The sequence below is a fragment of the Streptomyces sp. NPDC001914 genome, from assembly GCF_042891215.1.
In the GTDB taxonomy this organism is placed as follows: domain Bacteria; phylum Actinomycetota; class Actinomycetes; order Streptomycetales; family Streptomycetaceae; genus Streptomyces.
In genome coordinates this window covers 137,233-150,897 of sequence record NZ_JBIASW010000001.1, presented here as the reverse complement: position 1 = coordinate 150,897, position 13,665 = coordinate 137,233, and the positions used below count along the sequence as shown (strand labels likewise).

General features: G+C 70.0%; 14 protein-coding genes and 1 pseudogene. 9 read left to right on the top strand and 6 right to left on the bottom strand.

All coding sequences use genetic code 11. The features are described from left to right. The first annotated feature begins 140 nt into the window (after positions 1–140). From ACFYYF_RS00740 to ACFYYF_RS00730, 3 genes are all read left to right on the top strand, one after another. The gene (locus tag ACFYYF_RS00740; protein WP_388769830.1) at positions 141–1,586 is read left to right on the top strand and encodes a dihydroorotase family protein; all 1,446 of its coding nucleotides are present in this window, start codon (positions 141–143) and stop codon (positions 1,584–1,586) included. Between the two features lie 245 nt (positions 1,587–1,831). Continuing rightward, positions 1,832–2,839 carry an alpha/beta hydrolase gene (locus ACFYYF_RS00735; protein WP_388769828.1) on the top strand — a complete coding sequence of 336 codons (1,008 nt, stop codon included), beginning with the start codon at positions 1,832–1,834 and terminating at the stop codon, positions 2,837–2,839. A gap of 77 nt (positions 2,840–2,916) precedes the next feature. After that, positions 2,917–3,438, top strand: coding sequence for a MarR family winged helix-turn-helix transcriptional regulator (locus tag ACFYYF_RS00730; protein WP_388771498.1), 522 nt, complete (start codon positions 2,917–2,919; stop codon positions 3,436–3,438). Here ACFYYF_RS00730 and ACFYYF_RS00725 read toward each other — a convergent pair. Beyond that, the gene (locus ACFYYF_RS00725; protein WP_388769826.1) at positions 3,378–4,025 is read right to left on the bottom strand and encodes a hypothetical protein; all 648 of its coding nucleotides are present in this window, start codon (positions 4,023–4,025) and stop codon (positions 3,378–3,380) included. The genes ACFYYF_RS00730 and ACFYYF_RS00725 overlap by 61 nt on opposite strands. A gap of 84 nt (positions 4,026–4,109) precedes the next feature. Between ACFYYF_RS00725 and ACFYYF_RS00720 the strand changes: the two genes are divergently transcribed. The 4 genes and pseudogenes from ACFYYF_RS00720 (at position 4,110) to ACFYYF_RS00705 (ending at position 8,444) form a co-directional block, all read left to right on the top strand. After that, positions 4,110–5,003, top strand: a complete 894-nt coding sequence (locus tag ACFYYF_RS00720) for a DUF4437 domain-containing protein (protein WP_388769824.1) — start codon at positions 4,110–4,112, stop codon at positions 5,001–5,003. A 105-nt stretch (positions 5,004–5,108) separates the two neighbouring features. Further along, positions 5,109–5,753 carry an NAD-dependent epimerase/dehydratase family protein gene (locus ACFYYF_RS00715; RefSeq protein WP_388769822.1) on the top strand — a complete coding sequence of 215 codons (645 nt, stop codon included), beginning with the start codon at positions 5,109–5,111 and terminating at the stop codon, positions 5,751–5,753. 369 nt (positions 5,754–6,122) lie between these two features. Continuing rightward, positions 6,123–7,292 (top strand): annotated as a pseudogene (locus ACFYYF_RS00710) (PP2C family protein-serine/threonine phosphatase). Positions 7,293–7,619: 327 nt separating this feature from the next. Next, positions 7,620–8,444 (top strand): alpha/beta fold hydrolase, encoded by an 825-nt coding sequence (locus tag ACFYYF_RS00705; protein WP_388769820.1) that lies wholly within the window; start codon positions 7,620–7,622, stop codon positions 8,442–8,444. Positions 8,445–8,532: 88 nt separating this feature from the next. Here ACFYYF_RS00705 and ACFYYF_RS00700 read toward each other — a convergent pair whose 3' ends face one another. Further along, positions 8,533–9,045: a hypothetical protein gene (locus tag ACFYYF_RS00700; RefSeq protein WP_388769818.1), complete on the bottom strand. Its 513-nt coding sequence runs from the start codon at positions 9,043–9,045 to the stop codon at positions 8,533–8,535. A gap of 170 nt (positions 9,046–9,215) precedes the next feature. On the opposite strand from ACFYYF_RS00700, the gene ACFYYF_RS00695 reads away from it, so the two are divergent. Then, entirely contained in the window at positions 9,216–9,719 is a 504-nt protein-coding gene (locus tag ACFYYF_RS00695; protein WP_388769816.1) for an NUDIX domain-containing protein, read from the top strand. A 126-nt stretch (positions 9,720–9,845) separates the two neighbouring features. Beyond that, positions 9,846–10,799: a DUF3626 domain-containing protein gene (locus tag ACFYYF_RS00690; protein WP_388769814.1), complete on the top strand. Its 954-nt coding sequence runs from the start codon at positions 9,846–9,848 to the stop codon at positions 10,797–10,799. 93 nt (positions 10,800–10,892) lie between these two features. On the opposite strand, the gene ACFYYF_RS00685 is transcribed toward ACFYYF_RS00690, so the two are convergent. The 4 genes from ACFYYF_RS00685 to ACFYYF_RS00670 form a co-directional block, all read right to left on the bottom strand. Further along, complete coding sequence (locus ACFYYF_RS00685; RefSeq protein WP_388769812.1) at positions 10,893–11,327, bottom strand: VOC family protein; 435 nt, start codon at positions 11,325–11,327, stop codon at positions 10,893–10,895. 78 nt (positions 11,328–11,405) lie between these two features. After that, complete coding sequence (locus ACFYYF_RS00680; protein WP_388769810.1) at positions 11,406–11,918, bottom strand: hypothetical protein; 513 nt, start codon at positions 11,916–11,918, stop codon at positions 11,406–11,408. Continuing rightward, a complete protein-coding gene (locus tag ACFYYF_RS00675; RefSeq protein ID WP_388769808.1) occupies positions 11,915–12,850 on the bottom strand; it encodes a class I SAM-dependent methyltransferase in 936 nt (311 codons plus the stop codon). Before ACFYYF_RS00675 ends, ACFYYF_RS00680 begins: the two co-directional genes overlap by 4 nt. Positions 12,851–13,027: 177 nt before the next feature. Beyond that, a complete protein-coding gene (locus ACFYYF_RS00670; protein ID WP_388769806.1) occupies positions 13,028–13,459 on the bottom strand; it encodes a hypothetical protein in 432 nt (143 codons plus the stop codon). Between the last annotated feature and the right edge of the window lie 206 nt (positions 13,460–13,665).

The window sequence follows — 13,665 nt, the reverse complement described above, 5'->3', positions numbered from 1 at the left end:
TGTTTCGCCTTGTGAAACAGCGTTGCCAAAAGCTAGCATGACGCTCCGTCACTGTCACCGAGAAAGAGAAACGGTGTCTCCATAGAGCCAACGGATGCGGAGGGGGGTGCGGGCGGCGCCCGGCCGCTGCCCGGCCTGTCATGTCCCGTTACGACCTGCTCATCAAGAACGGCACGCTCGTGCAGCCCCACCTCGGCGAGATCTCGGCAGACCTCGCCGTCCGCGACGGCAAGGTGGCGGCCCTGGCCGACCGCATCGAACCCGCCGACGCCGCTGAAGTCGTCGACGCCGCTGGGCGGGTAGTGCTCCCCGGCGCGGTCGACGCCCACTTCCACCTCGGCATCTACCGCCCCCTGGAGCAGGACGCGGCGGAGGAGACCCGGTCCTCCCTGGTCGGCGGCGCGACGAGCGTGCTGTCGTACTTCCGCACGGGCGAGCACTACCTCAACCGGACCGGCGCCTACGGCGACATCTTCCCCGAGGTCCTCGCCGCGGTCGGCGGACGCAGCCACACCGACTACGGCTTCCACCTCGCGCCGATGGACACCGCCCAGGTCCGCGAGATACCCGACCTCGTCGCGAAGCACGGGGTCAGCTCCTTCAAGTACTACATGTTCTACAAGGGGTTCAACCTCGCCGCCGACTCCCGCGACGCCAAGGGCTTCCGGATGGCCGAGGAGGGGGAGGAGTACGACCTCGGCCACCTCTACCAGCTGATGGAGGCGGTCGCGGCCGCCCGCTCCGCCCGCCCCCACGGCCGCGTCTCGCTGTCCCTGCACTGCGAACAGTCGGAGCTGATGCGGCTGTTCATCGACCGGGTGCGGCAGGCCGGCGACCCCCAGACACTGCGCGCCTACCACGAAGGCCGCCCACCCCTCACCGAAGAGGTGGCCATCGCGGAGGCCGCCGCCCTGGCCCGCGCCACCGGCTGCCCGGTCAACCTGCTGCACCTCTCCAGCGCCGCCGCGCTCTCCGCGGCCCGGACCGCGAGGGCCGCCTCGCCCCGGCTGGACCTGCGCACCGAGGTGACCCTGCATCACCTGTGCCTGGACCACGAAAGCCTGGACGCATCCGGTCGCGGCCTCGGCGCGAAGGTGAACCCCCCGATCCGCACCCGCGCCGACAACGAAGCCCTGTGGGATGGAGTGCTGGACGGGACGGTGGACTGGATCGCGTCCGACCACGCCTGCTGCATGGAGGAGTCCAAGGGCGACGACCTGTGGCCCGCCCTGCCCGGCTTCGGAGGCACCGCCCTGCTCTACCCGATCCTGCTGTCCGAGGGCCATCACAAGCGCGGCCTTTCGCTGCGCCGCGTCACCGAACTCCTCTCCGCCAATCCGGCCGCCGCCTACGGCCTGCGGGGCAAGGGGTCGCTGATGGTGGGCGCCGACGCCGACATCGTCGTCGCCGACCTGGACGACGTGCGCACCGTCACGGCCGACCTCCTGCTGTCCGGGCAGGACCACTGCCCCTTCGAGGGCCGCGAACTGCGCGGCTGGCCGACGGTCACGATCGTCGGCGGCCGCATCGCCTACCGCGACGGCAAGGTCACCTCGGCCCCCAACGGACGCTACCTGTCCCGCTGACCGCGGGCGCAGCGGACACCCCCGCCGCACCACCGCGTCCGACGTCCCGCCGGGCCCGTCCCGGCGCTCCCCCTGTCTGCCCCGCGAGAAGCGGTGCCCGTATCGCTGACGCCGTGATCCCGCTCGGGCTCCAGAGGAGCGGAGCACCTGAGGAACAGAGTTCTGACAGTGGAAACACGCTGCGGACCATCCGGTCCCGGCCGGCGACGCCGCGACGCCTCGCGGCCACCCCTCCTGGAGTCCCCATGAGCGCCATCTCACGCAGACGTACGTCCCTCGCGCGCCTTCTCTCCACCGCGGCCCTCACCGCCGCCGTCATCGCTGCCGCCGTCCCGTCCGCAACCGGCGCGGAGCAGTCGGCATCCGCCGGAGTCGTCAAGGTCTCCAACACCGTCGACGTCCGCTGTGCCTTCCTGACCTACAAGCGCTCCGGCGACTGGTACTTCCCGGCCGACGCCCCGAAGGGCACCGTGTGGCTCCAGCACGGCTTCAGCCGATCCAACGGCAACCTCGAAGACATGGCCCGCCGCTACGCGGCCGTCGGCTTCGTCGTCTTCGCCCCCACCCTGCCGTCCGCCGACACCTTCGGCTGCACCGTCTCCAACCTCGGCAACAACACAGCCTTCCTGGACAACGTGGCCGACCTCTTCGGCAAGGCTTCCGACCCCACTGACAAGCTCGGCCGCAGCTTCGCCGACGCCGCGGCCAAGGCGGGCCGCCCCGGCCTCCGACTTCCCGAGAAGTTCGTCTTCTCCGGCCACTCCGCCGGCGGGGAGGCCGTCAGCTACGTCGCCAACCGACTCCGTACGCACTATCCGTCCGCCTTCGCCCGGCTCTCCGGGCTCGTCCTCCTGGACCCCGTCAACTCGTTCATCGGCCTCAACATGGCCAACGCCCTCAACGGACTGAACACCACGGACCTGCCCGTCCACGCCATCTCGTCACCCCCGTACCTCGCCAACGGCCAGGCGTCCGGCACCAAGGAACTGACCACGGACGTCCACCGCGACTTCCTCGGCATCCGGCTCACCACCGGCTCGCACTGCGATGCCGAGGGCGCCAGCACGGACGCGTTGTGCACCCTGCCCAACGGCACACCCCAGGCCGCCAACGTCGCCGTCCTCCAGGAGTTCGCCACCACCTGGGCCACCGACGACGCCACCGGCACGGTTGCCGGCACACACCGCCCTGGCGGCAGCCGCTACGAGGCCCTGCGCGCGGCCGGAGTCATCCAGACGCTCAGCGGATCCTGACCGCCCGTCCGAGCCGGTGCCCGCCCGCCCCACGGTCCGCGGGCGGGCACCGCCCGGCAGAACCTGTGCAGGTGGACATGGCCAACCGGCCGGACAACGCAATTGACGACGCCCAGCAGCATGCCGCCACCGACGCACGGCTCACGGCCATGGCCCTGAGCCTGCGCCGTATCAACAGAGAGATGAACCGGCTCGCCCGGCGCCTCGCGGGCGCAACCGGCCTGCACGTCACCGACATCCAGGCCCTCGACGCCATCGTCGACGCGCCGGTCCCCCTGACCCCGGGCCGGCTCGGCCGGCAGCTGGGCCTCACCTCCGGCTCCGTCACGGCCTGTCTGGACCGGCTGGAGAAGGCGGGGCACGTGAAGCGCGTGCGCGAAACGGCAGACCGGAGGGTGGTCCATCTGTACTGCGAACCCACCGCCCGCGAGGTGGCCGCCGATCACTCCCGCTTCCTGGTCCAGGCCACACGGCGGGCCATGGAGCTTGTCGGCGAGGGCGACGGCCTGGCCGCCCTGCGCTTCCTGGACCTGTTGGATCAGGAGCTGACCGTCGGTGGTGGACCATCGGATTCGTCACGGCGCCTGCCCGGCGAATGATGCGGCCCCGGGCCCGGCGGGAGGAGCGGACCCAGCGAGGCCGCGTCCAGGATCCGGTCGACCGTGTGGTGGGCGCGCATGCGCGCCGGGTGCCTGTCGAGCAGCAGGGTGTCGAGCAGCAGGGGCGAGACGATCTCGGAGACGGCATCCTCCCGCGCCGCCACGGTCAGGCCGGTGGGCACGAGTGCCGCACGGAACGGCGCCAGCAGGTCGTCCACGTAGCGGTGGCGCAGCTCCGCCATCGCCGAGTCCCATGCCGCCGCCGCGACGATCGCGTGCAGGAACCCGCTGACCGGCTTGTCGCGCAGCCGGTCGCACAGCGCGTCCACCGCGGCGTGCAGATCGGCACGCGGCACGCCCGTGAGAGCGGGGCCGGGCCGCGGAGCGACCTCGATGAGCGCCGCCAGCACGTCGCGGGGCGCGGGCCAGTGCCGGTAGATCGTCGAGCGGGACACGCCGGTCACCGAGTGCAGCCGCTGCGGCGACAGCGCGCCGGCCCCCTCGGCGAGGAGCAGGTCGAGTGCGGCGGTCAGAACGACGGTCTCGGTCTCCGAGGTGGGCCCCGCGGGGCGTCCGGGCTGCGTCACCCGATTAACGGTACATCTTGTACCGCATTTTATTAAGCGCTACGTTCCGTACTGGAAATCGCACCCGACGTGGAGGGAGCCGCCATGCGGCCGCACGTGGAGCTCGTCGACGAGCGCGATCTGATCTGGCACCCGGGCGAGTTCGAGCACGCCGAAGGCAACGCCCGCCAGCGCAACCTCAGTTACGACGAGGAGGACGGCTCGGCATCACTGAAGGTACGGTTCACCACCGACTGGTCGCGGCCGGCGGGGCTTCATCACGCGGCCACCGAGTGGTACGTCCTGTCCGGCAGGGTCACGATCGGAGGCACCGCGCTCGACGCGGAGGGCTTCTGGATGGCTCCGGCAGGCGTTCTCACTCCCGCGATCACTGTCGAGGCGGGCACGGAGATCCTGCTGTTCCGGGAGCACGGCGACTGGCGCTTCGACCCCGCGGACGCCGACCGTGAAGGGCTGCGCCCGGACCAGGAACTGGTCGTCCTGCAGACCTCGCGGATGCCCTGGATCGACGTACGCGACGGCAGCCCCATGCGCTTCGACCTCGGGGGAACACCCGTTCCCGGTCTCTACATCAAGATGCTGCACCGGGACGAGAAGACGGGGTTCTACAGCAGACTGATCAAGGCGAAGCCGGGTTGGCGGGAAGAGCCGCTCGCCCACCACCCGTGCACGGAGGAGGCCTACTGCCTCGACGGCGCCTTCGACTACAACTACGGCAAGATGTGGCCAGGCACCTATTTCTGGCGTCCCGCCCTCATCCGGCATGGGGACTTCACCGCCGACGCGGACAAGGGGTGCACTTGGATCGTGCGGTCCGACAGCGACCTGGTCGACTGGTACACCACCGACGCTCGCGTGGTCATGGAAGGGCAGCCGACCAACTGGGGCCCCGAACACCCGCACAGCGTCCCTCCGCGCTTCGTCGAACCCGTCCGTTCGCGCAGTGTCGGCCCCTGGGAGGATCCGTCGTACCAGTGACGGGAGATCCGCCATTCCCCAGAACGGACGGTCGGCCCTCCGTGGATCTCTCCGCTACCCGATTCACCAGACTCAGTAGAGTCATCCGGATCAGAGGAGAGAACAGTGAAGGTCATCATCTTCGGCGCGACCGGCATGGTCGGTCAGGGGGTGCTCCGGGAGTGTCTGCTCGCCGAAGACGTCGAGCGGGTGCTCGTCGTGGGGCGCACGCCGACCGGTCGCAGCCACCCCAAGCTCACCGAGCTGATGCATGCCGACTTCGCCGACCTGTCCGCGATCGAGGGCGTGCTCGGCGGCTATGACGCGTGCTTCTACTGTCTGGGCGTCTCGGCCGCAGGGCGTGACGAGGCCGAGTACACCCGTATCACCCACGACTACACGCTTGCCGCGGCACGCCCCCTCGCACGGTTGAGCCCGAATCTGGTCTTCGTCTACGTCTCGGGCGCTGGCACCGACGCCCAGGGCAGGGCGATGTGGGCGAGGGTCAAGGGCCGTACGGAGAACGAGGTACTGGAGCTCTTCCCCAACGGCTACGCCTTCCGGCCCGGCATCATCCAGCCGACCTACGGCGCCACCTCCAAGACCCGCTGGTACCGGGTGATGTACGCGGCGATGGCGCCACTCACACCGGTGCTGCAACGTCTGTTCCCGGCGTATGTCACCACCTCCGACCGGCTCGGCAGGGCCATGCTGCGCGTCGCCCGGACGGGCAGTGCGCAGCGGATCCTGACCAATGCCGACCTGCGCTGAGGCGGCGCGCAGGACGGCGCACCGGGAGCCGACGAGTGCGGTGAGGTGCGAGGAGCGGAGCCAGGTCCACGGACGGTGGGGCGAGCCGGTACCGCGTGGCGGATTCGGCCGCGTGCCATCGGCCGACCGGGGTTGATGCCTCACCTTCGCATCGGACACCGTCGCCAGGCCGCGTGCCTCATGTCACGCAGGACGCGGACGGTCTCGGCTCACGGCGTCTGACCTGCTGGGCGAGGCCCGGGGCTCGGGCGGACGGCCGGGGGCAGCAGAGTGACGGCATCGGACTTTTCGGCCGGGCCCCTTCCCGGTTGTTGCGGCACCTGTCGTCCGGCGGGGCGCGGCCGCCCACCTGCCGAGCCTGCCTACGGTATGGGTGAAAATACTCCGCCGGGTCCCGGAGGTCCCGCGTTCCGCAAGCATGCGAAGAATCAGGCGCGTCCGGCCGAGGGCATCGCACCACCGAGCGAGACCCAAGTGGTGGTCGTCGTCGCGTCGGTGACGCTGCTGGTGGTGATCCTGGGCGCCGAATCGCAATCCCCGGTGTGGCTTCTCGGCCTTCTCGTGTTCCTTCCGGGGGCCGCTTCGGCGCTGTGCACCGTCCGCCAGACGCAGTTCGTGTTCGCCTGGACCGAACTCGTGGTCATCGTCACCCTGCTCGTCCGGCACGGTGACGGGCGGCCGTGGCTCGACAGGATCCTCATGATCCTGCGCACCCTCGTCCTGGGCACCGCCTCCGTCTACGCCTGCCACCGCCGCGTGAGCCGCGAGCAGGAGATGCTGCGGCTGCGCTCCACCGCGGCCGCGATGCAACGCCACATCCTGCGTCCCTTGCCCACGGTCACCGACGACGTCCTGGTGAACGGTCTGTACGAGCCCGTGCAGGAGGATCGGCTGGTCGGCGGCGACATCTACGACGTCGTCGAATCACCGTGGGGGACCAGGGTGCTGATCGGCGACGTCCAGGGCAAAGGACTCCCCGCGGTCGGCGCCGCGTTCGCCGTCATCGGTGCCTTTCGCGCAACGGCCCACAGCCAGCCCACCCTGACCGCCCTCGTCGACGCCCTGGACGCCTCCGTCGTGCGGCACAACTCCTACGCGGCGAAGACCGGCGACGACGAACGATTCGTCACCGCGCTGATCCTCAACATCGACGCGGGCGCGGAGGCACAGGCCATCAACTGCGGCCACGTCCTGCCACAGGTCCTGCAGGAGGCAAGCGTGACGACACCGATCCTCACGTCCGGCGTCCCCCTCGGACTCGCCGACCTCGCCGTCGAACCCGCGACCGTCGACTGACTCGTCTTCCCTCCCGACGCAACGCTGCTCCTGACCACGGACGGACTCACCGAGACCCGTGCGGCGGACGGCGCCTTCTACCCCCTCACCGAGCGCCTCACCGAACGCCTCGCCCAGCACATGCCGATCTCGCCCACCAAGCTGCCGCGTGCACTCTACGACGACGCGCGCGCGTTCGCCGGGGGCGGCGACCAGCACGACGACGTGGCGGTACTGACACTGCGACGCTCACCGAAGCTTTGACGCATCCGGCGGTCGTGCACGGGGCCGGGCGCCGGGGCGGGCGGGACGCGCGCCGCCGCGAACCGGGCGGTCGTCACGAACCGTCGGTGGGCTGCTTGATCCCTGAAGCGAGGTCATCCCAGGCGGCGGGCGAGGGGCAGGCGATGACCTCCAGGCGGCGACAGTGGCCCATCGGGGTGGACGCGCGACACCACATTCCTGCGTCGGGGCGAAGCCCAACTCCGGATGTTAACTTGGCCGAATATCAACAGGTTTGTCATGAGATCAGTTGATGCGAACACAGCACGATCCGGAACCGACCTGCACCCTCACCCTCAGGGAAATCCCATGCGCGCACGACGCTTGAGCTGGGCCGCCGCCACGACAGCCGGCCTGCTCGGCCTGCTGACCTTCTCCCTCACCCCGTCGGCCTCCGCGGATCAGAGCGGCCCGTCCCGTCCGAAGCCGACGGTCGTCCTGGTCCACGGTGCCTTCGCCGACGCATCCGGCTGGAACGGTGTGGCGAAGCGCCTTCTGGATGACGGCTACAAGGTCGTGGCCCCGGCCAACCCGCTGCGCGGCCTGCCGCAGGACGCCACCTACATCGCCAGCGTCCTCAAGAACATCAACGGCCCCATCGTCCTGGTCGGCCACTCCTACGGCGGTGCGGTCATCACCCAGGCCGCCGCCGGTGACCGCGACGTCAAGGCCCTCGTCTACATCGCCGCCTTCATGCCCGATCGCGGCGAGGTCCTCGGCCAACTCGCCGCCAGGTCCCAGGATTCGGAGCTCCAGCCCGCCCTGCGCCCGGCACCGTTCACCAACGCCGACGGCTCCACCGGCATCGAGCTCACCATCGACCCGGCCCAGTTCCACCGTGTGTTCGCCGCCGACCTGCCCAAGTCCCAGACCCGGGTCATGGCCGTCGAGCAGCGCCCCATCAGCGCCTCCGCCTTCGAGGACGCGCCCACGGCGGCCGCCTGGCGCACCATCCCGTCCTGGGCCCTGGTCGCCAAGCAGGACAAGGCCATCGGTGCCGACCTGGAGCGCTTCGAAGCCCGCCGCGCAGGCTCCCACACGGTGCAGGTCAACGGCTCCCACGTCGTCATGATCTCGCACCCCGCAGTCGTGACCCGTCTCGTCGAGAGCGCCGCGAAGGCCACGGTCCGGTAGCCCACACCGTTCTACGACCCCTGCGGACCGTTTCCACAAGTCGTGAGCCCGAACGGCCGGGACCCCGAGCCCGGCCGTTCGGGCTCACTCAGCTCTGCTCCGGCTCCGGCTTCGGCTTCGGCTTCGGCTTCGGAAGGTCGATGCCATGGCGCCCCGCCCGGACGCGGCGCGCGTACTTCACCGTCACCGCCAGCGGGAGACCGGCCAGGAGGAGGGAGAGCCCCACCGGGAACACTCCCGTCCACACCGTCGGTGAGACGTACGCGGTGCCGGACGAGCCGCCCACCAACGACGCGCGGACCGGACGCGAGCCGACGTCGCCCTCGACGGGGACGTCGAACGACGAGCCGCCGCCGTCCGGGGCGAAGGTGCCCGAGCAGGACGTCGACGTTCCCGCGTTGGCCACCGTGTTGTCGTACGTCCGGCAGTCGGCTTCGGTCACGGTCCCGGGCTCGCCCCACAGCGCGGCCTGCAGCTCTCCGGTGAAGTTCGTCAGCACGAGGTAGCCAAGAAGCCCCCCGACCAGACAGGCCAGCGCCAGCCAGGGCGCGGGTCCGACCTGCTTCGGCCGCCCCTCCAGAACGTCCCCGACCTCACTCAATTCGCACCCCCGGATCGCTGACGGACCTTCATGGTGACCGGTACGAAGCACCCTCGGAAGCCCTTGGGCGCATGACGGCCGGCTCAGTCGGTCGGGCGGGTGCTCTCGGAACACCCTCCTTGAGCCGTCGTGAAGCGGTGTTGTCAGTGGGCTCTGCCAGGGTGTGCGTCGTGGACGAACTGGTGGAGCGTGTCGACGATCAGGACCGTGTGCTGGGGGTGGTGGTCAGCCGCCGACAGGCGATCCAGGAGGGTTGGCTGCACCGGGTCGCCGTGACGGTGTGTCGTGATGAGCGCGGGCGGATCCTCGTCCACCGGCGGGCGGAGCGGCTGTCGCGCTTCCCCGGGTTCTACGAGGTCGTGGTCGGTGGCGCCGTGGACGTCGGTGAGTCCTATGAACAGGCTGCCGCACGCGAGCTGGCCGAAGAGCTGGGCACTCGGGTGCTGCCGCGCTTGCTGTTCACGTTCCTCAACCGCAGCGGTCTGAGTCCTCACTGGCTCGGCGTGCACGAAACTGTCGTACCGGGTGCCGTCGTCCCCGATCCCGATGAGGTCGCCTGGCACGACTGGCTGACGGAACCGGAGCTGCGGTCGGCCCTGGGGGAGTGGCGCTTCACCCCCGACAGCCACGAAGCCTTCAGCCGGTATCTCGCGTTCCGGACCGCGCAGTCCTGACCTTGGACGCCTTTGCCTGCCACGAAGAGTGCGTCACTCTCGGCGATCATGCTCTGTGCGGCCCGGACGAGCCGACGACAGACAATTCGCGTGTGCCGGTTGATCAGCTTGGGGAACACTGCGCGGATGAGCTCCGCACCCTCTCCGAGACCGCAGGAACGGGCCCTTCAGTACGTCGCCGAACTCGCGTCGGGCCCTCCGATGGACCCAACACTGCGGGTGACCCTCAACTTCCACCCGGACCGTCTGCTGCACGGCAGACCAATCCTGGACGCCATGGCTGAGGACGGTGTCTACCGCTCGCAGTTCGTCACCGGGACCAGCAACGGGGGACTGACCGCGCATCCCGGCGGCGACCGGTGGCGCTGGGAGAGCCGGATCTTCAACGGGGCATACGACGAAGCACCTGCTCGTGAGCGACCCGTCTACGGAGCAGTGAACTACCGGCGCAGGCCGGCCGGCGCGGCGCCGCGGTTCGGCTCCGCCCACTTCCGGCTGACCGCCGACACGCTGGCACGGACCACGTTCTGCTACCCGGACAGCTCCGCCGACCCCACGGACTTCGGCGTCGCGGACCGCATGGCGCTCATCGAGCTTGCCCTCGCCGACCGCCCAGACGACCTCGACGACCACATCGAGGCGCAGATACACGGGCCGGTCCGGCCGGACTGCCATGCGGAGTCGCTGGTCCTGGACCCCTGCTACCAAGGCACGGCTGTCGAGTCGGCGGCCCTGCGTCTTGGCTGCCCCGTGGAGTGGCACTCCGGTTTCCGGCTCGGAGTCGAGGAACTCCGCCGTCATCCCGGCTACCGCGGCCAGGAGTACGTCGACTTGGGCGTGCGGATCGCGGTCGACGGCGTACTCGATCCTCGCAACGTCGGAGACGCCGTACGCGCTGGCCACCATGACCCCCAGGCGGTCAAGAAGGTGTGGCACTACCTCGCGCGTTTCGGAGCGCTCTGGAAGAACGCCGACGACTCGGCCGGTTCGACACCGCTGGAGCGGGCTGACCTCGACGGCCTTCACCGAGGGCCCGGTGCCGGAGGAACCGCGCCCCTGCCTGCGAGTCGAAGCAGCTGAAGAGCATCGCCCGGGCAGGTCGGGAGGGGGTTCTTCGTCCTGGCTCATGGGGAGCAGAACGAAGACACGTTCGTGGAAGAAGTGGGAGACCCCTCAGTCGATGCAGAACTCGTTGCCCTCGATGTCCCGCATCGGGATCGTCGACTCGTTGATGCCATCGGCGAGCAGCGTCTGCACGTGTACCGCGCCGAGCGCGACCAGCCGATCGCATTCGGCCTGCAGTGCGGCCAGGCGCTCCTCACCCACGAGTCCGGTACCGACCCGCACATCGAGGTGCACCCGGTTCTTGGCGGCCTTCCCCTCCGGGACGCGCTGGAAGTACAGACGCGGGCCGACACCTGAGGGATCTACGCACGCGAACCATGAATCCCGCTGCTCAGGTGGCTGCGAGCGCCTGAAATCGTCCCACGTGCCAAACACCTCCGGTGGCGGCGGTACGACGTACCCCAGCACCTCGCACCAGAAACGAGCGAGACGTTCGGGTTCCGCGCAGTCGAAGGTGACTTGGAACTTCTTGACCGATGACATCGGACCACCGTAGTGGCGCGTGCTGGTCACTGAGATCCCGGGGGTGCTGTGGCAACCGCACCTCGTCACCCAGGTCTTCTACTGCACCCCGTGGTACCAGCGTCGGTGGACCGCAGGTTCGACGCACAGCACGGCGGCGCCCGCGATCGTGCCGACCAGGAGGGACTGGGCTCCGCCACCGTTGATGAGGGCGCCGAGGCAGGCGGTGGCGACGGCGAGCGGGCGCAGCAGGGTCAGCGGGCCGAGGCCGATGACCACCGCGAGGGTGCTGGCCCGGAAGGGCAGGGCGAAGTACGCCGCGAGTGAGACCAGTACGACGGTGGCGTAGAGGGCGAGCGGGAGCAGGTAGCCGAGGCCTCCGGCGGCCAGCGTGTCGAAGGTCGCGGCCCGGTCGGACGCGGTCAACAGGACGATGGCGGCGGTCAGCGCGGGGGCGAGCAGCAGGACGGCCCCGACGGCCAGCCCGCGCAGGGCCGCTCGTGCCGTGGCCCGGTGCTTGCGGATACGGGCGTCACGGCCGGCGTAGGCACGGAATCCGCTGAACGACGCGTCGATCAGGCCGAGTAGTACGAGCAGTATGGCGGCGGTCATGCGCTGACCTCGGCCAGGTGCTCCGGGCCGACCAGCCGGCGCGCGGCCCGCCCCAGGGCCAGGCGGAGCGGCGCCTCCAGGTGCGGGCGTACCCCGATGACCGGCCGCAACGTGGTGCAGAACGGGTTCACCGAACCGCGCGGCTCGTACAGCAGCGGCTGGACGCCGGGTGCGGCGGCGGCGCGCAGCAGTGTCTCGTCGCTGTGCGCGCGCCGCGCGGAGACGACACCGTCGTGGCGGCCGAGGGGGTGACGCATCCGGGCGCGGTGGAACACCCAGGCGCCGACGGGGGCCAGGCGGGTCGCGGCGATGTCGAAGTGGCAGAAGGCAAGCGCCGGTGAAGCGGCCTGGGCCTGGAAGAACTCGGCCAGGGCCGGACCACGGAAGTGGTGCAGCACACCGGTGGAGACGTAGACGGTCGCCGCCTCCGGCATGTCGAAGGCGTTTCCGTGGGCGAAGCGGCAGTCGAGCCCTTCGGCGCGGGCCAGCCGTTCGGCTTCGCCGACCAGCGCGGCGTCGAGGTCGACCCCGACCAGCTCGACGTCCGCTCCGAGGGCGTTGGTGGCCGCCAGCCGGCGGACCAGGTAGCCCAAGCCGCACCCGATGTCGACGAGTCGGTACGGCCCGGGGTGCGCGCCCGTCGACCGGATGGCGGTGAAGAGCGGACCGAGCAGGTGGACCAGGCGTTCACCGACCCGTAGCTCCTCGCTCAGACGCTGGAGTTCGGTGTGCACGCTGATGAGCAGGCGGTCCACGGCATGCGGGTCGAGTACGCCGTCCTGGTCCGCGGGCAGCTGGGCAACGATCCGGGCCGCGCGCTCGTCTCCGCTCTCACGGAGCTGCTGGATCACCTGGGCGCGCCGGACCGGGAGCCGGCGGCCGCTGCGCGGCTCCACCGCCGTGATCAGGTCGGAAATCTCAAGCTGGTGCACGAGGCAGAACCCTACGGCCTCGCTTTCCAAGGCTTGCGGCATCCCCTGCCAAGCCTTACGGCATCGCCCGCCAAGCCCTACGGCATCCCCTGCCAAGGCCGGGCGGCCCGGCTGCCCATCCGCGGCGTGCCCACCGCCTCCCCCCGGCGTTCTGGTCGGCTCCGGTGCTGTCGAGACTCATGCAGCGGCGTCGGCAGCCGGGTGTTCGTTGCCGCAGCCCAGGAGTCTGGCTACGACGGCATGGAAAAGACGGTCTTCCCCCGCGGGGAGCAAGATCTCAAGCTGCCGCCCGTCCGCGTCGCACACCAGCATCGAGCGCTCGGCGACGACCTCGACACCGGTGAGTGGAGACCTGAACAGCAGCTTCGCAACTGTTCCGTCTGAAGTGGAAAGGGAAACGTCGTCGGCTTGAACCGTCAGGCGCGCGCGGTGTCGACCGCCGCCCGAGTTGCGGAACCGTGCGGCACAGCGGATGTGGGCGGTGTCCCCGCGGCTCAGTGCGGCGACCGTCTGCCGGACGCGTACTTTGCGCCACCGCCTCCGTATTCGGCGAAGCAGCGACTCTGCCATGATCGCCAGAATCATGGTGACGAGGAACTTCTCCCACACAGACATCTCCCGAAGCCCAGCATTTTCATGATCGCGTGCTCTGCGCGGTCATGGCGGCCCGCGGTCGGATCTTCATGAGCGGAACCGTACAACCCGCTTGACCGTATGCACAGAGAGGTATGGCTCCAGCGTGCGCCTCCAGGCACCTCGTCCCGTGCAGGGCGTCGACGCCCAGGCTCATGGGCACCAGCGGAGACGGGTTATAT

What these genes read in the sequence shown, in the direction of transcription:
- ACFYYF_RS00740 (WP_388769830.1), top strand. Translation starts at nt 141, where the DNA reads ATGTCCCGTTACGACCTGCTCATCAAGAACGGCACGCTCGTGCAGCCC.
- ACFYYF_RS00735 (WP_388769828.1), top strand. Translation starts at nt 1,832, where the DNA reads ATGAGCGCCATCTCACGCAGACGTACGTCCCTCGCGCGCCTTCTCTCC.
- ACFYYF_RS00730 (WP_388771498.1), top strand. Translation starts at nt 2,917, where the DNA reads ATGGCCAACCGGCCGGACAACGCAATTGACGACGCCCAGCAGCATGCC.
- ACFYYF_RS00720 (WP_388769824.1), top strand. Translation starts at nt 4,110, where the DNA reads ATGCGGCCGCACGTGGAGCTCGTCGACGAGCGCGATCTGATCTGGCAC.
- ACFYYF_RS00705 (WP_388769820.1), top strand. Translation starts at nt 7,620, where the DNA reads ATGCGCGCACGACGCTTGAGCTGGGCCGCCGCCACGACAGCCGGCCTG.
- ACFYYF_RS00690 (WP_388769814.1), top strand. Translation starts at nt 9,846, where the DNA reads ATGAGCTCCGCACCCTCTCCGAGACCGCAGGAACGGGCCCTTCAGTAC.
- ACFYYF_RS00685 (WP_388769812.1), bottom strand. Translation starts at nt 11,327, where the DNA reads ATGTCATCGGTCAAGAAGTTCCAAGTCACCTTCGACTGCGCGGAACCC.
- ACFYYF_RS00680 (WP_388769810.1), bottom strand. Translation starts at nt 11,918, where the DNA reads ATGACCGCCGCCATACTGCTCGTACTACTCGGCCTGATCGACGCGTCG.